Source organism: Streptomyces sp. NBC_00887, from assembly GCF_045207585.1.
In genome coordinates, this window is the sequence record NZ_CP108788.1 from 3,546,957 (window position 1) to 3,566,851 (window position 19,895).

A 19,895-nucleotide genomic window follows, 5' to 3' on the forward strand; every position below is an offset into this window, starting at 1 on the left:
ACCGTGACGTGTGTCCGAGTCGAGGTGGGGGCCCAGGGTAAGGGCTCCCCGATCAGCCGGGAAGTGCATCGGCCAGGACCTGGTAGAGATCCGCGTTGGCCCAGTAGGAGCTGTGGGCCGCGGAGACCGGCTGGCGGTTGTCCACCGCCACATCCGTGACGCGCGGGTCGTTCCCGAAGGCCTCGGCCGCAACGTAGGAGAGCAGGTCGCGGCGGTCGTGGACGTTGAGCCAGCGGGGGAACGCGCCGGGCAGTCCGGTGCCGTAGGGAAGGGACGGCAGCGCGTCCAGTTCGTACAGCAGGGGCGCCTGCGAACCCACGGTCACCAGCATGTCCGCGACGGGGTTCGAGGCCTGGGCCGCCAGCAGGTCGAAGGCGATGATCCCACCCAGACTGTGCCCGAGCAGGACCACGGGCCCCCGGTCGGGAAGCGCCCGAATGGTGCCGGCCACGTGGTCACGCACTGCCTGGCCACGTGTCAGATAGCTGAGTATGTCTCCGAAGAAGCCCACCGAGCGATTGCTGAGCCGGGCTCGCCGGGACACCAGCATCCGCGAGCCGAACGAACGCTCGAAGAGTCGTGCCGAATACCCGAGGGCGGAGACCAGGGCGTCGTTCAGCCCCTTGGCGTCGCCTCCGAGTTCGTTCGTGAGGAGGTCCACGAGATCGTCCCGCTCCGGGACCGGGAACGTGCCGGCCTCCCTGGGCGACTGCGTCATCGCCCAGGCGGTCAGAGCACGGGCGGCCAGCCGGGGAAGGGCGTCGCCCCCGGCGGGCGCGACAACGACGGCCCGGCGCAATTCCTGCGCGGCCAGCAGGGCTGCGACTCCTTCGGTGAGTGAAGGGCCGGACACGAAGGATGCCCACGCCTCACGCACGGCATCGGACGCCTCCAACCGGGACAGCACCGCCAGGAGTTGGTCGCCGGTGGAGATCACACCCGGGGTGAAGAGGGCCGGGGATCCGGAACCGGACGGCTTCCCCGACATGGCGTACACGCCGAGCTCGGCGAAGGGATCGGCGTACAGCATCGCCCAGCGCAGCCGTGCCTCGTCCGTTTCACCGCCACCCTCGAAGCCGTCGGAGGGAAGCGGGTGCGACCCGGCCGCCACCACCCCGGATTCCGCCGTTCCCGCTCCTGCCTCCTCGGCGGTAGCCGCCAGGTACTCCGGGTATCCGGGTATCGACACGCCGCCCGCCCTCAAGTACGACCCGAGTGAGGTGCCCCAGTCACAGGGTTCGACGTGGGCATCGGGGCGGACGCGGGCCATGCCGTTCCGTATCTCTTCCAGCGCCTGGCTGTAGGACGGCTCGCGCACGCCCGTACCGTGTACGAATAGAACCGTGACCATATTCGAGGACCCCCGTCCGAACTAGCCCGCAACGCGCGCCACTTGGCGATACTAACGGGGCTCGTGACGGCATGCAGCAGGGTCGGGGCGCCCTGTAAGGTCACCTGTCGCACAGCCTGAGAACCGCGGTGCCTGCCGCGGAAATGCCTGGGCACCGAGGCGAAAGACCTCATGGTGCCCATACATCTGCTGGGATGCGCAAAGGCCGTCCACGCAGTCACGACGCCCAGCTACTTCGAACCCTGGGATCGATCCCGGCCACGCCGTACGACGAAGGGACACCTCATCGATGCGCCTCCTCCTGATCGGGCCGCCCGGAGCCGGCAAGGGCACGCAGGCACTGCGCCTTGCCGCGCAGCTGTCGATCCAGCACATCTCCGCCGGTGACCTGTTCCGCGAGCACATCGACCAGGGCACCGAGCTCGGGCGGAACGCCCGCACGCACATGCGTGCCGGCCTCCTGGTGCCGGACGAGGTCACGATCGGGGTGATCGAAGAGCGGCTTGCCCGCCCGGACACCACGCGCGGGTTCCTGCTGGACGGCTTCCCCCGCAACCTGGTCCAGGCGGAGGCGCTGGACGGCATTCTGGCCGATTCGGAGTCGAGGCTGGATGCCGTGCTCGACCTGGAGATCTCCGAGGCCGAGGTGGTGAGGCGGATCGCTGGACGGCGGCTCTGCCGTCGGGACCGCGAACATATCTTCCATGTCGGCCACAGCCCGCCCGAAGTGTCAGGAGTCTGCGATGTATGCGGCGGTGTGCTGTACCAGCGCGATGACGATCGCGAGGCAACTGTCCGTCAGCGACTGGAGGTTCATCGCAGCCTGACGGCGCCGGTCGTCGACCGCTACCGGGCCCAGGGTCTGGTGACCACGATCTCGGCCCTCGGCCACGTCCAGGAAGTCCTGGACCGCGCCCTGGTCGCGATCGGCCAGGGCCAGGCCGATGCCTCCGGCGCGTCGAGCTGCTGACCCCTCCACCGGGAAAGTGCGTGGCTGCGTGCCTGACGGCCGCCGTCGAGGACCGCGGGCTTCCGCCCTCCCCCTATGAAAGGAGCACCGTCGCGCAGGCGCCCAACCGGCAGCTGCTCCGAGCCTCGTTTCCCAGAGACTGTCGAGGGGCGCCCAGAAGGGGCCTCCGATGCATCCGATGCAGGTCAGAGGCCCTTCCAGGGCAGAACCGCTGGTAGCGGCAGACGGGTCGGGCCGTACGCCGGGTACAGGCTCCCCAAGGGCTCTCAGCGTCTGGTTCGTTCGCCGGCGCTGAGGAGGGTGTAGAGGAGGAGGGACGAGGCGAGGCCGACAGCCCAGCCGTAGTCGGCGAGGGGCTTCAGGAACGGGATCAGGCCGTCGGCGGGGAACGGCCCCTTGCCCGGGGCGGAGTGGGAGCCGCCCACCGCGAGAACGCCGCCGGTCACGAAGGCCGCCACGGCACGCCCGTTCCAGCCGTTCGTGTACCAGTAGCGGCCGCCGGGCCGGTAGAGGTCGGGCAGGTCCAGGACGGTGCGGCGGATGATCCAGTAGTCGGCGATCAGGATGCCTGCCACCGTGCCGAGCAGACCCCCCACCAGGCCGAGCCAGGTGAAGATGTACAGCTCGGGGGTCTCGGTGAGCTTCCACGGCATGATCAGGACGCCGACAACTCCCGTGATCAGGGCACCCGTGCGGAAGTTGATGTACTTCGGGGCCAGGTGCGCCAGGTCGTACGCCGGTGACACGACGTTCGCGGCGATGTTCACGGAGATCGTTGCGATCAGCACCGTGATCAGGCCGAAGAGGAGCCCGAAGACGTTGTCGGTCTTGGCGACGAGCTGCACCGGGTCCCAGATGGCCTCCCCGTACACCGCCTGCGAGCCGGAGGTGACGAAGACGGAGAGCAGCGCGAAGAACGTCATGGTGGTCGGCAGTCCGAGCGACTGGCCCCAGATCTGGGCGCGTTGACCCGCCCCGAAGCGGGTGAAGTCGGGGATGTTCAGCGACAGCGTGGACCAGAAGGCGATCATGCCCATCAGGGACGGGAAGAAGACCGGCCAGAAGTCGGACCCCCAGCCGAGCGCGGACGGCTGGTCCAGGAGCGGGCCGAGACCGCCCGCCTTGACCGCGATCCACACCAGGAGGACCACCGCGCCGACGATGACGAAGGGCGCCGCCCAGTTCTCGAAGCGCCGCAGGGTGTCCATACCCCGGTAGATGATCGCGAGTTCGAGTACCCAGAAGAGGGCGAAGCAGAGCCAGAGCGTCCACGGCTGCCCACCGATCTCGTCGGCCTGTGCCCAGCCGCCGAAGATCTTGCCGAGCAGTGTGAAGATGCCGACTCCACCGATCCAGGTCTGGATCCCGAACCAGGCGCAGGCGACACCCGCCCGGATCAGCGCGGGCAGGTTGGCTCCGCGCAGCCCGAAGGAGGCCCGGGCCAGCACGGGGAACGGTATCCCGTACTTGGGTCCGGCGTGCCCGGTGAGCAGCATCGGTGCCAGCACGATCAGGTTGGCCAGGGCGATCGTGAAGACGGCCTGCTTCCAGTCCATGCCGAGGGCGACGAGCCCCGAGGCCAGGAGCCAGGACGGGATGTTGTGCGCCATCCCGATCCACAGGGCGGCGAAGTTGTACGTCGTCCAGCGGCGCCGCTCCAGGGGGACGGGCAGCAGGTCGTCGTTGACGAAGCGGGGGTCGCCGGGGACGGACCCGGGGGCGAGTTCGATCCGGCCGGACGGGTCGACTATCTGCTCCCCGGGACCGGACGGTGTGCCGGCTGGGCCGGGTGGGACGGTGGCGGTCATGGCGACGGGACCCTTCGCTCGGGAGCGGTGCCGTGCGGGGCGCGGGGGGTTTGCGGTGCGGACGGTGGGTGGAGACGGTGGCGTGGGAACGGGTCAGGCGGAGAGCGCGGGAATGATCGTCGAGCCGTAGGCGTCGATGGTCGCCTCCCGCGCGTCGTGCATGTTGTAGACGGCGAACTGGTCGACGCCCAGGTCCCGCAGGGCCTGCAGCTTCTCGATGTGCGCCTCGGCCGGGCCCAGCAGGCAGAACCGGTCGACGATCTCGTCGGGAACGAAGGCCGTGTCCGGGTTCCCGGTGCGGCCGTGATGGCTGTAGTCGTATCCCGACCGTCCCGCGATGTACGCCGTGAGGGCCTCGGGCACGAGGTCCGAGTGCTCCCCGTACCGGGAGACGAGGTCGGCGACGTGGTTGCCGACCATCCCGCCGAACCAGCGGCACTGCTCGCGGGCGTGGTCCAGGTCCTCGCTCACGTAGGCGGGCGCGGCAACGCAGATGGTGATGGAGTCCGGGTCACGGCCGGCCTCGGCCGCCGCGTCCCGCACCGCCTTGACCATCCACTCGGTGAGGTAGGGATCGGCCAGCTGCAGGATGAACCCGTCGGCCTTCTGTCCGGCGAGTGCGAGGGCCTTGGGTCCGTACGCCCCCATCCAGACGGGAAGTCGGCCGTTCTTCACCCAGGGGATCTGGACGGGCTGCCCGTCGACGGTGGCCTCGCGCCCCTCGGCGAGGTCGCGGATCACGTCGATGGCCTCGCCGAGCCTGGCCAGGGTGTTCGGCTTGCGGCCGGCCACGCGCATCGCCGAGTCGCCGCGCCCGATGCCGCACACGGTGCGGTTGCCGTACATCTCGTTGAGGGTGGCGAAGGTGGAGGCGGTGACTTCCCAGGTGCGGGTGCCGGGGTTGGTGACCATCGGGCCGACGACGAGCCGCTCCGTGTGTTCCAGGATCCGGCTGTAGATGACGAAGGGCTCCTGCCAGAGCACCGCCGAGTCGAAGGTCCATCCGTAGCGGAATCCGTTCCGCTCGGCGCGGCGCATCAGCCCGACCACGGCCGAGGCGGGCGGATCGGTCTGGAGGACGAGTCCGAAGTCCATGGCGGTTGCTCCTAGTCCAGGTACTGACAGGTGGCGCGCGGGGTGTACATACCGTGACCGGCCCGGCCGGTGAACTTCCGTTCGTCGACGACGACTTCACCGCGCGAGAGGACGGTCTCCACCTGGCCGGTGAGCTGCCGTCCCTCGTACGCCGAGTAGTCGACGTTCATGTGGTGCGTTTCCGCGGAGATCGTCTGCCGGGCATGCGGGTCGTAGATGACGACGTCGGCGTCCGCGCCCGGCGCGATGGTGCCCTTCTTCGGGTAGAGGCCGAACATCCGTGCCGGAGAGGCACAGGCGATCTCGATCCAGCGGCGCCGGGTGATGTGGCCGTCCACGACGGCCTGGTGGAGGAGGTCCATGCGGTTCTCGACGCCGGGCATGCCGTTGGGGATCTTCGAGAAGTCGCCCCGGCCCATCTCCTTCTGCCCCGAGAAGCAGAACGGGCAGTGGTCGGTGGAGACGACCTGCAGTTCGTTGTTCCGCAGACCGCGCCAGAGCACCTCTTGGTGTTCCTTGGGGCGCAGCGGGGTGGAGCAGACGTATTTCGCGCCTTCGAAGTCGGGCTCGGCGAGGTTGTCCGTGGAGAGGAAGAGGTACTGCGGACACGTCTCGCCGAAGACCGGGAGCCCTTTGTGGCGGGCTGCGGCGATCTCCGCGACGGCTTCGTCGGCGGAGACGTGGACCACGTACAGCGGCGATCCGGCGACCCTGGCGAGCTGGATGGCGCGGTGAGTGGCCTCTGCTTCCAGCGCCACCTTGCGTACGTCACCGTGGTAGCGCGGGTCGGTGCGGCCCTCGGCGAGTGCCTGCTCGACGAGGACGTCGATGGCGATGCCGTTCTCCGCGTGCATCATGATCAGTCCGCCGTTGCCGGAGGCCCGCTGCATGGCGCGCAGGATCTGCCCGTCGTCGCTGTAGAAGACGCCGGGGTAGGCCATGAACAGTTTGAACGAGGTGATGCCCTCGGCCACAAGGAGGTCCATCTCCTTGAGCGAGGACGCGTTCACGTCGGAGAGGATCATGTGGAACGCGTAGTCGATGGCGCAGTTGCCGTCGGCTTTCGCGTACCAGCTGTCGAGGCCTTCGCGCAGGGACCGGCCCATGCTCTGGATGGCGAAGTCGACGATCGTCGTGGTTCCGCCCCAGGCGGCGGCCCGGGTGCCGGTCTCGAAGGTGTCGGCGGCGAAGGTCCCGCCGAACGGCATCTCCATGTGCGTGTGCGCGTCGACACCGCCCGGGATGACGTATTTCCCGGTGGCGTCGATTCTCCTGTCGGCGCTCCAGCTCTCGGCCGCGTCGGTGCCGTGGGCGGCGAGAGCGACGATCCGTCCGCCCTCGATGAGTACGTCGGCGTGGATCTCGTCGGACGCGGTGATGACCAGGCCGCCGTGAATGACAGTGCGACTCATGTGCCTCTCCTCGCGGTGGCGGAATGGGTCTACGCACGTAGACACGGTGCGTGGTGAAGAACGTAGAAGTGGGTTACCCACTGTGGCAATACCGCTGCTGCTAACCCATGAAGACGTTTCTGTTTCCGGCCCGGCACACCCCACCGGCCCAACGGACGGGGGACGCGCTGCCCGCCGGGAGACGGAGCGCTCCGGCGCCCGGCGGGCAGGGGTCAGGTCGCCGCTTGCAGGGCGTCGGCCAGGATCGCCGCGCCCTCCTCGGCCTCGGCGACGGTGAGCGACAGGGGCGGTGCGATCCGCAGGACGCTGGTGCTGTGACCGCCGCCCTTCCCGATGAGCAGTCCGCCCGCGCGGGCCGCTTCGAGCACGGCGGCCGCGGCATCCGGATCCGCCTCGTCGGTGCCGGGTTTCACCAGTTCGATGCCGATCATGAGGCCCCTCCCCCGCACCTCGCGCACGGCCGCGCAGCCCGCGCCGACCGCCCGGATGCGCTCGATGAGCAGTCCGCCGACCCGGCGCGCGTTGCCCTGGAGGTCGTGCTCCAGGTGGTACGAGAGGTTGGCCAGGCCCGCCGCCATGGTGACCGGAGAGCCGCCGAACGTCGAAATGGAGTTGGCGTCCAGGCAGTTCATGACCTCGGCGCGGGCGACGACACCGCCGATGGACATGCCGTTGCCGATGCCCTTGGCGAAGGTCAGGATGTCCGGCGGCCCGCTCGAAGCATGCGCCTGCCAGCCCCAGAAGTGCTCACCGGTGCGTCCCCAGCCGGTCTGCACCTCGTCGGAGATCCACAGGATGCCGTGCCGGTCGAGTACCTCACGGAAGGCCGCGTACAGCCCGTCGGGCGGCGCGGTGAATCCGCCCACGCCCTGGATGGGCTCGGCGATCAGCGCCGCGGGCTCCCTGGTGTGCCCGAGCAGGTCCTCCAGATCGGCCACGCACGCCTTGATGAACCGGTCGTCGCTCAGCTCCGCGTACGGTCCGCGTGTCCGGACGCCGCCGTGTACGTACAGCGTCTGGAGCGGTGACAGGCTGGTGGGCGACCAGGCCTGGTTGCCGGTGATGGACACCGCGGAGAACGACCTGCCGTGGTAGCTGTTGCGCATCGCCAGGATCTGGTTCGACCTGCGGTATGCGGTGGCGAGCAGCAGCGCGGTGTCGTTGGCCTCGGTGCCCGAGGTGGTGAAGAAGACCCGGGCGTCGGGGATGCCGGAGAGCGTGGCGATGCGCTCGGCGAGCTCCACCATCGGCCGGTTGAGGTAGAGCGTGGAGGAGTGGATGATCCGGCCGGCCTGCTCGGTGACGGCCTTGGTCACCTCGGGCAGGGCGTGCGCGGTCATGGTGGTGAGGATGCCGCCGAAGAAGTCGAGGTAGCGGTTCCCGTCCGCGTCCCAGACGTGGCGCCCCTCGCCGTGGGTGATCTCCAGCGGCTGCCGGTAGTAGAGGGCGAGCCAGTCGGGGCTGACGGCAAGGTGCCGCTCGTGCAGTCCGGTCACGGCTCCACCAGCCCGTCGTACGCGTCCGGCCTGCGGTCCCGGTAGAACGCCCACTGCTGGCGGACTTCGTCGATGAGGCCGAAGTCGAGGTCGCGTACGAGGAGTTCCTCCGCCTTGTCGCTGGCGACCTCGCCGACGAACTGGCCGCGCGGGTCGACGAAGTAGCTCGTGCCGTAGAAGTCGTTGTCGCCGTACTCCTCCTGGCCGACGCGGTTGATCGCGGCGATGAAGTACTCGTTGGCGACGGCGGACGCGGGCTGTTCCAGCTGCCACAGGTAGCTGGAGAGGCCGCGCGAGGTGGCCGACGGGTTGTACACCAACTGGGCACCGTTCAGTCCGAGTTGGCGCCAGCCCTCGGGGAAGTGACGGTCGTAGCAGATATAGACGCCGACCCTGCCGACGGCGGTGTCGAAGACCGGCCAGCCGGCGTTCCCGGGCTTGAAGTAGTACTTCTCCCAGAAGCCCTTGACCTGGGGGATGTGGTGCTTGCGGTACTTGCCGAGGTACGAGCCGTCGGCATCGATCACCGCCGCGGTGTTGTAGTAGAAACCGGACTGTTCGAGCTCGAAGACCGGCACGACGATCACCATGCCCGTCTCCCGGGCCAGATCCTGCATCCGCCGGACGGTCGGCCCGTCCGGGACGGCTTCCGCCCAGCGGTAGTGCTCGGGCTCCTGCACCTGGCAGAAGTACGGGGCGTTGAACACCTCCTGGAAGCCGATGATCTTCGCGCCCTGCCGGGCTGCCTCGCGAGCATGGTCCTCATGCTTGGCGATCATGGATTCGGTATCGCCGGTCCAGGTCGCCTGGACAAGTGCGGCGCGTACGACGTGGGACATGAGCTGCTCCTTCGACGCGGCGTCAGAGAGCCTCTACGCGATTTCTACGCCCGTAGACACGATGCATAGGAGGAGAACGTAAGCCCCGTCACACAGCGGGGCAAGACCATCGCCGTGAACCGGCGGAGTCGATCATGTTTCACACCCGAGCGGTCCACACCGCTTCCGGCGGCCCGTCCAGTGCGCGCAGGGTCCCGTAGGCGGCCTGGACGAAGGGCGCCAGCGGGGTGGCGGCCGAGTTCGTCCACGCGACGAGTCCGGTACCGGAGCCGGGGAGGAAGCCCGCGAACGCGGTGAAACCCCGGGTCCCACCGGAGTGGTGGAGCAGTGCTCCGTCCGGGCGCGGCCGGAGGTTCCAGATGAGGCACAGCCGCGAACCGGTCCGCGGAACGCTCAGCCGGGGACGCTGGACCTCCGCGAGCGCGGTGCGCAGCACGGGGCTCGGAGCGGTGTCCGGGTCGATCAGCGCGGCGAGGACGTGGAGCAGGTCCCGGGCGCTGGACCGCACCGCGCCCGCGGCGGCCAGCCCGGGCATCACCAGGGCCGGACGTGCTCTGCCGTGCCAATGTCCGGTCGCCTGGGGCCGGTTGGAATCGCAGTCGGTGTCTGTCAGGCCGAGGGGGTTGATGACGCGCTCGGCCAGCAGCGCGGCGTAGTCGCTCCCGGCGCCGCCCACCGCACGGGCGAGCACGTGACCCAGCAGGCCACCGCCGAAGTTGGAGTAGTGGACTCTGGAGCCGGGCCGGTGCCGGAGTCTGGTGCGGGCGAGCGACACGAGCAGGTCCGTCTCGGAGAAGCCCGCGTACGGATTGCTGAACCATCCGCTGCGGACCGCGCGGGCGAGGAGCCCGGGCGGCAGCCGGGGCAGCCCGGAGGTGTGGGTGGCCAGGTGCAGAAGGGTCATGGGCGGCCCGGGAAGCCTGAACGGCAGGTAACGGTCGGCGCGGTCGCCGTAGCTGACCTCGCCCCTGGCGGCCAGTTCGGCGAGCAGCAGGGCGGTGAACGTCTTGGTGAGCGAGCCCGTCTCGAACCGGGTGTCCGCCGTGACCGGCCCGTGGCAGAGCACCGCACGTTCGTCGCCGCGGAGGGCCGCCACCGCTGCACCCGGCCCCTTGGCCGCCTCCAGCAGGGGCTGGAGGCAGCCGGCCAGCGGCAGTTCGGTCACCGCGGCCCCGCCGCCCTGGCCAGTGCGACGGATCCGGCGACGGCGGTGACGACGACGGTGTGCTGGTGGTCCGTGAAGCGGCGCTGCGGGTCGGCGTCCACCGGGTCGCTGTCACGGGGCACGAGTCCGTCCTCGTGCTGGAGCGCGGCCAGGGCCTCCCAGTCCTCCGGAGCGCAGTAGGGCTCCGGGAGCGAGGCGCCGACGATGAGCAGCTCCGCCACGAGGTCCCACTGGCCGACCTCGCGCCAGATGTCGATCCATACCGGCAGCCATGTGGTGACGTACGCGGCGAGTTCGGGCGGCAGTCCGTCCGGGTCCGCACCCCAGTCGGTGAGGTGGAAGACGGTGTGGGTCATCGCGTAGGCGGTGATCCAGTTGATGGCCCAGGGTTCCGGCGTCGCGCCGAGCCAGGTGGCACCGGCCAGCGCCGTCAGGTCCTCGGCGTGCTCCAGGCCGACGACGCGGGCGGCGTTGGCGACGGCGAGCCGGCGGTTGGGCAGCATCTCGACGCTGTTCGCCGACCGCATGCGGGCCCGGTGGGCCAGCAGCTTGTCGAGGCCTTCGTGGCGGTACCCGCAGCGGACGAAGGGGGCGTACATCTCCAGCGGGTCCGTCATCAGGGTGTGGCGGAGCTGGCGTTCGTAGATCATGTCGCCGCGCCGGAACTGCTCCCAGGTGAAGTCCATCAGGCTCTGGGCGGCGACCAGCCGGCCCGGTCCGGCAACGCCGTCGCGCAGGATGAGCGATGCGGCGAGGGTGGTCTCCCCCAGAGGTTTGTAGACGCTGTCGGGGTCGGCCATCGTCTCGGTGGTGTCGGACGGCAGGCCGCCGAGGGCTCGGTTCGCGTGCAGCCACGACAGGGCCCGGTCGGCCATGCTCCGGGCGGCCCGGGTCACGGGCTCGGGAATCGTCATCTGTGTGCCGCCTTCGGGACCGTACCGGGGCGCCGTTCGAGGAGATGACGCACGATCGCCAGATCGAGGGCCGTGCGCGCCCCCGCCCCGCCGACGAGCCATACGTGTTCCGCAGCGAGAGCCGGGTCCAGCGGCAGTTCCGTGCCGTCGTACCGCAGCCGGGCGAGCCAGCGGATGAGCCGTACGGCCGTCGGGAAGTCACGGCGCAGGATCGAGCGGCTGACGCCCCGGCTCAGCGGGAGGGCACCGCCGCGCGCAGCGTCGTGCACCGGCCCGTCGAGGCCGAGGGTGGCGAGCGGGGAGAGTTGGGCCATACGGACGGACCACGTCTGCCAGTGCCCGGTTCCGGCGAGCTCCGCATCGTCCGCGGGCGGGGGCGCGACGGCCCGGAGGGTGTCGTCCCCGGTGAGGCGGGCGAGGAGCTGCGCGGTCGCCCAGTCGCGGCGGGCGGCCGTTCTCTCTTCCATGGCATCCAAGGCCGGGAAGGACTCGAAGGCCTTGGCCACGATGGCCGCGTCCTGCGCCGGGAACGGATGGCCCGCCAGGAGCTGAGGGCTGAGGGCATCGACCCCGAGCACCCGGACGGCGGCGAGGGCCGCCAGGGTGTCAGGGGCGTCGTCGACGTACCGCGCCAGCTGTACAGCGTCCCCGGTGCCCGTGAGGGCACCGAGGACACTGCCTGCCAGGGCATCGGTCGCCGCGGCGAATGCTGACTGGGAACTCACTTGCCCCGGGGCTCCTTCGGCTCCTTCGGAGACAGGAGCAGGAGCGCGAGCAGGAAGCCCGCGGCTTCCGGGGTGTAGAGCGGGGCATCACTGACGGCGGCCTCGGGCTCCACCATCAGCGCGCCGAGCGCCCTGGTCTCGGTCGTCGTTGCGGTGAGAGTGATTTCCTGGGCAAGCATGGTGCCTCCTCATCACTGGGACATGCGGGGACATACCCCTTTTACAGGGATACGCCTCGACCGAGCCTAAAGGGTGGAATGAGATTTCTCTCCCCAAGGCCGGGCTCATGGGGATCTCGTACGGGAGGGCACGCCAATTCGTAGCCTCCGGTAACCATCCGACGGAAGGGGTTCCCTTGCGTTGCGCACTGATCGGCAGGACCGGATGGCGGGTCAGCGCGAGAGTGGTCCTGAAGTCGGTCCTTACCGTGTCGGTACGGGCACATCACCCTGACGCCGCACCCGCACGCCTTCCACGGCAGCCACGGCAGCCACGGCACAGCCTGCCCGGGGGACGAGGTGGCAGAACCGGTGAGGCACGACTATCGGTTCATGGAACATCGTGCTCGGTCAGCCAGACCCTTCCCGATTCATCGGAATTGTCGAAGGCCGAGCGCAGCCCTCTGCGGATGACCAGCGCGCGCAAAGGGCGAGGAATCTCGTTGGGGAGGGGGATTCTGTGGCAGGCATCCGAAACCGTCTCGATGCGTGACCACGGCCCCTCGTCCGCATGGCCATCACCTCCCGGCGGCAGCGGCAGCCCACCACGGGCGAGAGCGTGAATCTCCTCCATGCCGGCCAGCAGCAGTGCGTGGGCGGCCTGTTCCGGCGTCGCCGGTACGGGCATCCGCCACGGACCGGCCTTCAGCGCCACATCGCTGGCACGCAACAGTTCACCGAGTTGCTCGTCACCGCTTCTCGGGGTGGACCGCCAATCGCTCGAGTACCACTCACTCGAACGAATATGGCCGAGGTCCTCCGCGCACCACTTGATCCATTGACGACCACCGGCTTCAGACTCTCCCCAGGCAAACGCCACCAAAGCTGCCGCTCCGCCCGGAATTCGACTTTCACTCGAAACAACCCAGGTAAGGAAGTGATGCACACGAGCGACCTCTGCGATCAACTCGCCCACGACGTCGAACCCAGGAGCACAGCCGAGTTCCTCCGCTTCCTCACTCCCGATTCCGTACCGCGCCAGCACCCGCACCTGCGAAAACCCGCGGCGTTGCAGACGAGACAGCACCTGGCGACAGTTGCTCTCCAACGGGGACACGTGGACCTCTCCCTCCAGGCCCTCAACCCGAATCCCAGGATGGCCGAAGAACACGGCTTTGCCTGCGGCGGGTGAGGTGCACTTGGGGCAACGATCCCAGTGCGGCCTACGGTGCCGCGATGCCCGCCACCCGCAGGGCGTGGACCAGGTCCCACTCCCGCGCAGCGGACACCTCCCGGGCGGCGGCGAGCAGTTGGGGGACGAGATGGCTCGGGCCGCCCTCGGCGATCAGCGCAGCGTCCTGTGCCGTCCGTACGCGTACGAAGGCGCCCAGCAGGGCCCGCGCCTCGGGTTCCAGGCCGGCCCGGTCGAGGGCGACCACGGCATCGGCGATCTCCGCAGCGGGCCGGGCCACGCCCTGCCGGAGCAGCTGGCCGCAGTCCTCGGCGCGGCCCGCTGCGGCCAACGCGCCTGCGGTTGCGGCAAGTTCGGCGGGTGGTAGAGAGGACACCTCCCACAGCAGGGTGCCCCAGTCGGCGGCCAGACCGGCCCGGTGCAGGGCTACGGCGAGTACCGGCAGATGCCCGGCCGGCCAGGCCGCCGCCTCGCAGATCACCACGTGCGCCTCGCCGCTGCGGCCCTCCGCACGCAGCCGTACGAGCCGGGCGACGGCGTCCTCGGCGGCGCGGTGGGCGGCCGGGTCGGGGGCGGCCTGCGGCGCCGACGCGGTCGCGTCCTCCGCGTGAGCACCGCCGAAGCGGGCGCCGCGCGGTACGGCGGTGGCCTGTGAGGGCTCGGGCAGCACGGGAACGACGGACGGGGCGGGGGCCGCTTCCGTGTCGTCCTCCAGTTCCAGGCCGGCGAACCGGGCTCCGCGCGGCTTCTTGCGCCTGGGGGCGGGCCGCGCCTCCGGCTCGGGGCCGGTGTCCTGGGCCCGCGCGCCGGAGGGGCGGCGGGGTTCGGGGACCAGAGGCGTACTCCCGGCTTGTACCGCTTCCGGTGTGCGCCCGTCCCCGTCCGCACGGAACCAGTTGTCGGGGACGGTGCTCTCCACGGCAGCCAGCCGGTTGCGGAGTTCCGCGCAGCGGGCCGTGGCGCGGGCATGGTCGTCGCGTGCCCAGGCCAGGGCGTCAGGCTCCGCACCCAGCGTGTGTCCCCCGTCGCCCCGGGCGGCCCGCAACCGCCGGTCGGCATGGGCCTGTTCCCGGAACATGAGCCCCAGGCGGTCGACGAGGGCCTGCCGTCCGCCCGGCCGCAGGTCGTGCGCACGGGCGGAGGCTGTGTACAGCGCGGCGGCCCAGACGGATTCCTGCGCGGCGACTTCGTGGCCGCGGGCCGCGGCGAGGTCCTGGAGGAGTGATTCGACCACGTCCCAGGGGGGCACCTCCACACCGTCGAAGCATGCACGCATGCCCTCCGGATCGCGCGCACAGAAGACCCCGTACCAGCCCCGCCCCGGATCGAGCAGGGCCGCAAGATCTCGTAGGTATTGTGCGAACTTCCTTACGTCCCACGCATGTTGATGCACTGTCACCGTCGCCCTCACCGACTGCCGACTGGAACATTCCAGCCGCTGGCATTCGACCGCAGGCGTGTTACGGGCGGGCTACGCAAGCTTTTCGGGCGTGGTGCGTCCGGAGCGCAGGACGGATGGCGCGCGCCCCTCAGAAGGTGACGGCGATCCCGGTGTGGGGGCGCTTGCCGAGCCGTACGACCATGGCGGGCCAGTCCGCGATCCAGAACTTCCAGGTGTACTTGCGGGCCAGCAGCTTGCGCACCCCGGCCATCTCCGTCCCGTCGAGCAGGCGCGCGGTCCCGTCGGCGCTCGGCGCGCCCTCGGCGATCCGGCCGCGGACGTCGCACACGGTGACGACGACCCGGGGGTCGTTGCGCAGCCGCTTCACCTTCCACGAATCGCTCCGCGTCCAGACATACAGGACGTCGCCGTCCGCCGCGGCCCAGACGGGCGTGGCGACGGGCGTGCCGTCCTTCCGGTACGTGGTCAGGCTGACGTACTCGCTGCGGGCGAAGTCCTGGAGAGTCACGGGCGTGACCCTACTCCGCCCTACGCCGTGAGCGGCAGCGCCCCCGCTGCGGGCAGCACCCCGGGGAGCGGTCCGGACGCGGGTACGGGCCGGGACGACGGCCGCGGTCCGGCCACCGGCTCCGGCGCGCACCGCGTCATCACGTCGTCCATCGACAGGCCGAGGACACCCGCCACCGCCGCCACGGTGAAGAAGGCGGGGGTGGGGGCCCGGCCCGTCTCGATCTTGCGGAGGGTCTCGGCGGAGATTCCGGCGCTCGCGGCGACCGCCACCATGCTGCGTCCGCCGCGTGCCTCACGCAGCAGTTCGCCGAGCCGCTCGCCGCGGCGGCGCTCTTCCGGGGTCAGGGGTGTCCGTACCATGCCGTCATTGTAATACCGCTTCGACCGGTATAGTAATTGGCATGGTGCAGCTCAAGACAGACACACATATCGAAGCCATGCGTGAGGCCGGCCGGGTCGTCGCGCAGGTACTCACTTCCGTACAGAAGGCGGCCGCGGTCGGCGTATCGCTGCGCGAGCTCGACGGGACCGCGCGCGAGATCCTGCGGGAGGCGGGGGCCGCCTCGCCGTTCTTCAACTACCGGCCGCACTTCGCTCCCACCCCGTTCCCCGCGGTGATCTGCGCGTCCGTGAACGACGCGATCGTGCACGGCATCCCGAACGACTACCGGCTCCGCGACGGCGATCTGGTGAGCATCGACGCGGGCGCGACGCTGAACGGCTGGGTCGGCGACTCGGCGGTCAGCTTCACCGTCGGCCGTGCCCGCCCCGCCGACACCCGGCTGATCGACACGGCCTTCGCGGCCCTGGACGCCGGCATCGCGGCGGCGCGCGTCGGCAACCGGATCGGCGACATCGCCCACGCGATCGGCACCGTGTGCCGGGACGCCGGCTACGGCATCATGGAGGACTTCGGCGGCCACGGTGTGGGCCGGACGATGCACGAGGACCCGTCCGTGCCGAACGAGGGGCCGGCAGGCCGCGGCATGCCGTTGCGGCACGGGATGGTCCTCGCCATCGAACCGATGCTGATCGGCAGCGGCCGCGACGACTTCCGTCCGGACCCGGACGGCTGGACCCTCCGCACGACCGACGGCAGCCGGGCCGCCCACGCCGAGCACACGGTGGCCATCACGGACAGCGGCCCCAGGATCCTGACGGCGCTCTGAGCGTCGGCCGGCCGCAGGACCGCGAGCCGGACCTCCGCATCAAGCCCCGTCGGCAACGAACTTCCGGGCCAGCTCCCGACCGGCGGTGACAGCCGCTTCGGGGTTCTCGATCGGCGACACCCTGGAGTTCTTGAACAGGATGTAGGTGACGCCGGACGCGGTACCGCCGGTCTTCGGGTCGGGATCGACACCGAGCGCCTCCGCGGCGGCGTACGACGCCTCGCCGATGATCCCGGTGGGACCGGTGTCCCCGACGACGGCGTACTGGACCTTTCCGCGGTAGATGACGGCGGCCACGCCGCCGCCCACTATTCCGGACCTGGTGTGGTTCCAGAGCGGGCCGGGGCCGGGCACGACGACGTACGGCAACCGGGCGGAGTCCAGGGGCTTGCCGCCCGAGGTCCGGAACGCCGTGTCGGGCAGGAAGGAGGGGTCGGTCTTCCCGCTGCAGGCAGCGGTGACCCGGCCGTCGCAGTCGATGTCCATGTCCGCCTCCCAGAACACGGCTCCCTTCGTCCCGCACACCGGCACCTTCGCCGGTCCGCCCTGGTCCGTTCGGTACTTCCCGTGCGAGATCGGGGTGCAGGTCTTCACCCGCGCCAGCAGGTCGGCAGCGCTCACCGCGTCCGTCCCGGTCTCCCCGCCGTGGCCCCCGGCGACGGCGGGGAGAGCCGCGGCCGGAAAGGCCGCGGCGGCGAGCAGAGCGGCGCCTGAGACGACGGAGAGAACGAGCATTCGTGTACGCACCGTGGGGGATGCCCTTTCACTGGACGCGAAGAAGCCCGGCGGGTCCTTCCTTGCCGACGCGGCCGGGACAGACCCGTCCGCGTCATGCCTCGGGGCCGGTACGACGCGGCTGAGCGCGTCGTACCGGCCCCGAGGGCACTGCTACTGCCGATCGGTCATGAACGTCCGCTCGGATGCACCACCATGGCCGAGCCGCCGCCCCGCCGCACCTTTTCCGCAGCCGCGAGCCAGCGCCCGTCGGGCAGCCGCTGGACACCCGTGGCCGCCCCGATCTCCGGGTTCACCCTGAAGACGTGACCAAGCGATTCCAGCTCCCCGCGCACCTTGCTGTCCCACAGCCCGGGTTCGATCTCGGTCGTGGCCGAGTTGCGCTGACTGGCACGGGGCGCCGCGATCGCTTCGACGAGCGGCAGCCCCCGGTCCACATGCCCGGTCAGCGACTGCAGCACGGTGGTGATGATCGTCGCACCGCCCGGCGATCCCAGGGCCAGTACGGGCTTGCCGTGCTCCAGCACGATGGTCGGCGAGATCGACGACCGCGGGCGCTTGCCGGGACCGGGAAGGTTCGGGTCGTGGACCGCCGGGTTGGCGGGCGCGAAGGAGAAGTCCGTCAGCTCGTTGTTGAGCAGGAAGCCGCGCCCCGGCACGGTGATGCCGCTGCCGCCCGTCGACTCGATGGTCAGCGTGTACGCCACGACATTGCCCCACTTGTCGGCGGCGGTCAGATGCGTCGTGTTCTCGCCCTCGAACGTCGTCGGGGCTGCGGCGTCCCCGGCAGCGCACGGGACGGGGTTTCGGGGGTCGCCCGGCGCGAGCGGGCTGGTGAGCACGGCGTCGTCCTTGATCAGGCATGCGCGCGAGTCGGCGAAGCGCCGACTGAGCAGCTCCCGTGTCGGCACGTCCTCGAACGCGGGGTCGCCGAGCCAGCGTCCCCGGTCGGCGAAGGCGATCCTGCTCGCCTCGATGAGCCGGTGCAGGTACTGCGCCTGGCTCGCCTTCGAAAGGTCCGTCGACTCGAGGATGTTGAGCGCCTCGCCCACGCTCGTGCCACCGGACGAGGAGGGCGCGATGCCGTAGACGTCGAGGCCGCGGTAGCCGATCTTGGTGGGGGCCTGGCGCAGGGCACGGTACGACTTCAGGTCCTTGGCCGTCAGATCCCCGGGACGGACCACACGGGTGGCGGCCGGGTCGACGGGGGGCCTGCGCACCGTCTCCACGATGTCCTCGGCCAGCTCGCCGCGGTACAGCTCGTCGATGCCCTCGCGGCCCAACGTCTCGTACGTACGGGCGAGATCGGGGTTCTTGAAGACCGATCCGACCACGGGCAGCTGCCCCTCGGGCAGGAAGAGCTCCGCGGACGCGGGGAAGTCGGCGAACCGCGCCTGGTTCCCCGCGGTCTGTGAGCGGAAGGTCGCGTCCACGACGAATCCGTCGCGGGCGAGGCGCTCGGCCGGCTTCAGCAGTTGCCGCAGCGGCTTGCTGCCCCAGGCGTCCAGGGCCTTCTCCCAGGTGGCCGGGGTGCCGGGGGTACCGACTCCGAGGCCGCTGGTGACGGCGTCGTTGAACGGGATCGGCTGCCCGTTCTCCAGGAAGAGCGAGGAGTCCGCGCTGCGCGGCGCGGTCTCACGGCCGTCGATGGTCTGCACGGTGCGCTTCTCGGCGTCGTACAGGACGAAGTAGCCTCCGCCTCCGATGCCCGCCGAGTAGGGCTCGGTGACACCCAGTGCGGCCGCGGTCGCCACGGCCGCGTCGACCGCGTTGCCCCCCTTGCGGAGCACCTCGATCCCGGCCGCCGAGGCGTCCACGTCGACGCTCGCCACCGCTCCCCCGTATCCCACCGCGACAGCCGACTTGGGTGGTGGTCCGGACGGCTCCGATGCCGCCGGGGCCGCGGCACCGAGCGAACCGATGACAGCGATGACGCTCAAGAACGACACATTCCGGCCGACGGAACGACGCATCCGTACCTCCAGTGAAGGATCGTCCGCGCAGGGTAACGCCGCCCCGCCCTGATCCACAGGACCGCCTCGGACACGGGCTCGGATGACCGCTAATATGCCCGCCCATGACTGACGACGTGCGCAACATCGTGCTGGGTGTCATAGCCGCGGGACTCAGCGCCTCCCTGGGCTGGATCGCCCGTACCTACCTGTGGCGGCGCAGACTCCGCCGCAAGCAGGCCTTCTTCGGACTGCCCGGGAACTCCGAGTGCATGCTCGTGGTGAATCGTGAGGCCGGCGGCGACGGCGCTGTCCACCGGCACGACGTCTTCGCCCTGCTCGAGCTCTCGGCGCTGATCAAGGACTGCCAGGCCCATGCGCAGATCGTGTCCCACGACGTGACCCAGCAAGGGTTCGGTGAGCGTACGGAGTTCTGTGTCGGCGGCCCGGTGTCGAACCGGCGGATGGCCGCTCACCTGCAGTCCCTGCTGCCCGGTGTGAAGGTCAACACGGATCCCGAGCCCGGTCCGGACCGCGCCGCCTTCCAGGTGGGATCGGAGCGCTACCGGCTGGAGTCCGGCGTCGCCGAGCACGTGCTGCTCGCGCGCCTGACGGGTGGTCAGGACGCCCGCCCGGTCTTCCTGTTCTGCGGACAGCGCGCCATCACCAATCAGGCAGCATCGCGTTACCTCGCCCGCAACTACGAGAAGTTGCAGCGCAAGCACCGCAACAACAGCTTCGTCCTGCTGCTGAAGGTGGTCAACACCCATGCGTACGGGCCCGATGTGGTGGAGCTCATCGGCGATGTGACGCGCACCGCGCAGGCCCCGCTGCCCGTCGCACCCCCCGCCTCGCACCGAGCCGCCGACTGAGCCCTGCCGACGGGCACGCAGCGGCACTCATTGTCATACGATTGTCACGTCCGTACGCCCTCGGTGCCGAACCGCACGCCACGGTCGCCGGACCGAAGGAGAGCGGCACCCCCGTCGCCTCCTCCGCGAC

19 protein-coding genes are annotated in these 19,895 nt (G+C 70.2%); 3 read left to right on the plus strand and 16 right to left on the minus strand.

Annotated features, from left to right (window positions below; all coding sequences use genetic code 11):
- Positions 1-52: 52 nt before the first annotated feature.
- Positions 53-1,318, minus strand: coding sequence for an alpha/beta fold hydrolase (locus OG844_RS16145; protein ID WP_406390918.1), 1,266 nt, complete (start codon positions 1,316-1,318; stop codon positions 53-55).
- A gap of 322 nt (positions 1,319-1,640) precedes the next feature.
- Here OG844_RS16145 and OG844_RS16150 point away from each other — a divergent pair, with 322 nt between their 5' ends.
- The gene (locus tag OG844_RS16150; protein ID WP_406390920.1) at positions 1,641-2,321 is read left to right on the plus strand and encodes an adenylate kinase; all 681 of its coding nucleotides are present in this window, start codon (positions 1,641-1,643) and stop codon (positions 2,319-2,321) included.
- A gap of 266 nt (positions 2,322-2,587) precedes the next feature.
- Here OG844_RS16150 and OG844_RS16155 read toward each other — a convergent pair whose 3' ends face one another.
- The 13 genes from OG844_RS16155 to OG844_RS16215 all read right to left on the minus strand — a co-directional run bounded on the left by OG844_RS16155 (position 2,588) and on the right by OG844_RS16215 (position 15,397).
- Entirely contained in the window at positions 2,588-4,129 is a 1,542-nt protein-coding gene (locus tag OG844_RS16155; RefSeq protein ID WP_406390922.1) for an NCS1 family nucleobase:cation symporter-1, read from the minus strand.
- Between the two features lie 93 nt (positions 4,130-4,222).
- Entirely contained in the window at positions 4,223-5,224 is a 1,002-nt protein-coding gene (locus tag OG844_RS16160; protein ID WP_406390924.1) for a TIGR03842 family LLM class F420-dependent oxidoreductase, read from the minus strand.
- An 11-nt stretch (positions 5,225-5,235) separates the two neighbouring features.
- Entirely contained in the window at positions 5,236-6,636 is a 1,401-nt protein-coding gene (gene hydA, locus OG844_RS16165) for a dihydropyrimidinase (RefSeq protein ID WP_406390926.1), read from the minus strand.
- 212 nt (positions 6,637-6,848) lie between these two features.
- On the minus strand, positions 6,849-8,132 hold the full coding sequence (locus OG844_RS16170) for an aspartate aminotransferase family protein (protein ID WP_406390928.1): 1,284 nt from the start codon (positions 8,130-8,132) through the stop codon (positions 6,849-6,851).
- Positions 8,129-8,971, minus strand: a complete 843-nt coding sequence (locus tag OG844_RS16175; RefSeq protein ID WP_329205942.1) for a nitrilase-related carbon-nitrogen hydrolase — start codon at positions 8,969-8,971, stop codon at positions 8,129-8,131. The genes OG844_RS16170 and OG844_RS16175 overlap by 4 nt, the downstream gene beginning before the upstream one ends.
- Before the next feature lie 139 nt (positions 8,972-9,110).
- On the minus strand, positions 9,111-10,136 hold the full coding sequence (locus OG844_RS16180; protein ID WP_406390930.1) for a serine hydrolase domain-containing protein: 1,026 nt from the start codon (positions 10,134-10,136) through the stop codon (positions 9,111-9,113).
- Positions 10,133-11,050 (minus strand): DUF6895 family protein, encoded by a 918-nt coding sequence (locus tag OG844_RS16185; protein WP_406390932.1) that lies wholly within the window; start codon positions 11,048-11,050, stop codon positions 10,133-10,135. Before OG844_RS16185 ends, OG844_RS16180 begins: the two co-directional genes overlap by 4 nt.
- On the minus strand, positions 11,047-11,775 hold the full coding sequence (locus OG844_RS16190) for a hypothetical protein (RefSeq protein WP_406390934.1): 729 nt from the start codon (positions 11,773-11,775) through the stop codon (positions 11,047-11,049). Before OG844_RS16190 ends, OG844_RS16185 begins: the two co-directional genes overlap by 4 nt.
- Positions 11,772-11,954 (minus strand): hypothetical protein, encoded by a 183-nt coding sequence (locus tag OG844_RS16195; protein WP_406390936.1) that lies wholly within the window; start codon positions 11,952-11,954, stop codon positions 11,772-11,774. The genes OG844_RS16190 and OG844_RS16195 overlap by 4 nt, the downstream gene beginning before the upstream one ends.
- Before the next feature lie 370 nt (positions 11,955-12,324).
- Complete coding sequence (locus OG844_RS16200) at positions 12,325-13,050, minus strand: hypothetical protein (protein ID WP_406390937.1); 726 nt, start codon at positions 13,048-13,050, stop codon at positions 12,325-12,327.
- Between the two features lie 106 nt (positions 13,051-13,156).
- Positions 13,157-14,524, minus strand: a complete 1,368-nt coding sequence (locus OG844_RS16205; RefSeq protein WP_406390938.1) for a hypothetical protein — start codon at positions 14,522-14,524, stop codon at positions 13,157-13,159.
- Between the two features lie 130 nt (positions 14,525-14,654).
- Positions 14,655-15,035, minus strand: coding sequence for a PPOX class F420-dependent oxidoreductase (locus OG844_RS16210; protein ID WP_406390940.1), 381 nt, complete (start codon positions 15,033-15,035; stop codon positions 14,655-14,657).
- A 20-nt stretch (positions 15,036-15,055) separates the two neighbouring features.
- Positions 15,056-15,397 (minus strand): helix-turn-helix domain-containing protein, encoded by a 342-nt coding sequence (locus OG844_RS16215; protein ID WP_406390941.1) that lies wholly within the window; start codon positions 15,395-15,397, stop codon positions 15,056-15,058.
- Positions 15,398-15,438: 41 nt separating this feature from the next.
- Here OG844_RS16215 and map point away from each other — a divergent pair, with 41 nt between their 5' ends.
- Positions 15,439-16,206, plus strand: a complete 768-nt coding sequence (gene map / locus OG844_RS16220) for a type I methionyl aminopeptidase (RefSeq protein WP_406390943.1) — start codon at positions 15,439-15,441, stop codon at positions 16,204-16,206.
- 39 nt (positions 16,207-16,245) lie between these two features.
- On the opposite strand, the gene OG844_RS16225 is transcribed toward map, so the two are convergent.
- Both OG844_RS16225 and ggt read right to left on the minus strand, forming a co-directional pair.
- Entirely contained in the window at positions 16,246-16,953 is a 708-nt protein-coding gene (locus tag OG844_RS16225) for a glycoside hydrolase family 75 protein (RefSeq protein WP_406390944.1), read from the minus strand.
- A 155-nt stretch (positions 16,954-17,108) separates the two neighbouring features.
- A complete protein-coding gene (gene ggt, locus OG844_RS16230; protein ID WP_406390946.1) occupies positions 17,109-18,914 on the minus strand; it encodes a gamma-glutamyltransferase in 1,806 nt (601 codons plus the stop codon).
- Positions 18,915-19,018: 104 nt separating this feature from the next.
- Between ggt and OG844_RS16235 the strand changes: the two genes are divergently transcribed.
- Complete coding sequence (locus OG844_RS16235) at positions 19,019-19,765, plus strand: hypothetical protein (protein ID WP_406390948.1); 747 nt, start codon at positions 19,019-19,021, stop codon at positions 19,763-19,765.
- Positions 19,766-19,895: the final 130 nt, after the last annotated feature.

Coding starts and splice junctions, on each gene's coding strand:
- OG844_RS16160 (WP_406390924.1), bottom strand. CDS start 5,224: ATGGACTTCGGACTCGTCCTCCAGACCGATCCGCCCGCCTCGGCCGTG.
- OG844_RS16215 (WP_406390941.1), bottom strand. CDS start 15,397: ATGGTACGGACACCCCTGACCCCGGAAGAGCGCCGCCGCGGCGAGCGG.
- hydA (WP_406390926.1), bottom strand. CDS start 6,636: ATGAGTCGCACTGTCATTCACGGCGGCCTGGTCATCACCGCGTCCGAC.
- map (WP_406390943.1), top strand. CDS start 15,439: ATGGTGCAGCTCAAGACAGACACACATATCGAAGCCATGCGTGAGGCC.
- OG844_RS16150 (WP_406390920.1), top strand. CDS start 1,641: ATGCGCCTCCTCCTGATCGGGCCGCCCGGAGCCGGCAAGGGCACGCAG.
- OG844_RS16195 (WP_406390936.1), bottom strand. CDS start 11,954: ATGCTTGCCCAGGAAATCACTCTCACCGCAACGACGACCGAGACCAGG.
- OG844_RS16175 (WP_329205942.1), bottom strand. CDS start 8,971: ATGTCCCACGTCGTACGCGCCGCACTTGTCCAGGCGACCTGGACCGGC.
- OG844_RS16235 (WP_406390948.1), top strand. CDS start 19,019: ATGACTGACGACGTGCGCAACATCGTGCTGGGTGTCATAGCCGCGGGA.
- OG844_RS16185 (WP_406390932.1), bottom strand. CDS start 11,050: ATGACGATTCCCGAGCCCGTGACCCGGGCCGCCCGGAGCATGGCCGAC.
- OG844_RS16155 (WP_406390922.1), bottom strand. CDS start 4,129: ATGACCGCCACCGTCCCACCCGGCCCAGCCGGCACACCGTCCGGTCCC.
- ggt (WP_406390946.1), bottom strand. CDS start 18,914: ATGCGTCGTTCCGTCGGCCGGAATGTGTCGTTCTTGAGCGTCATCGCT.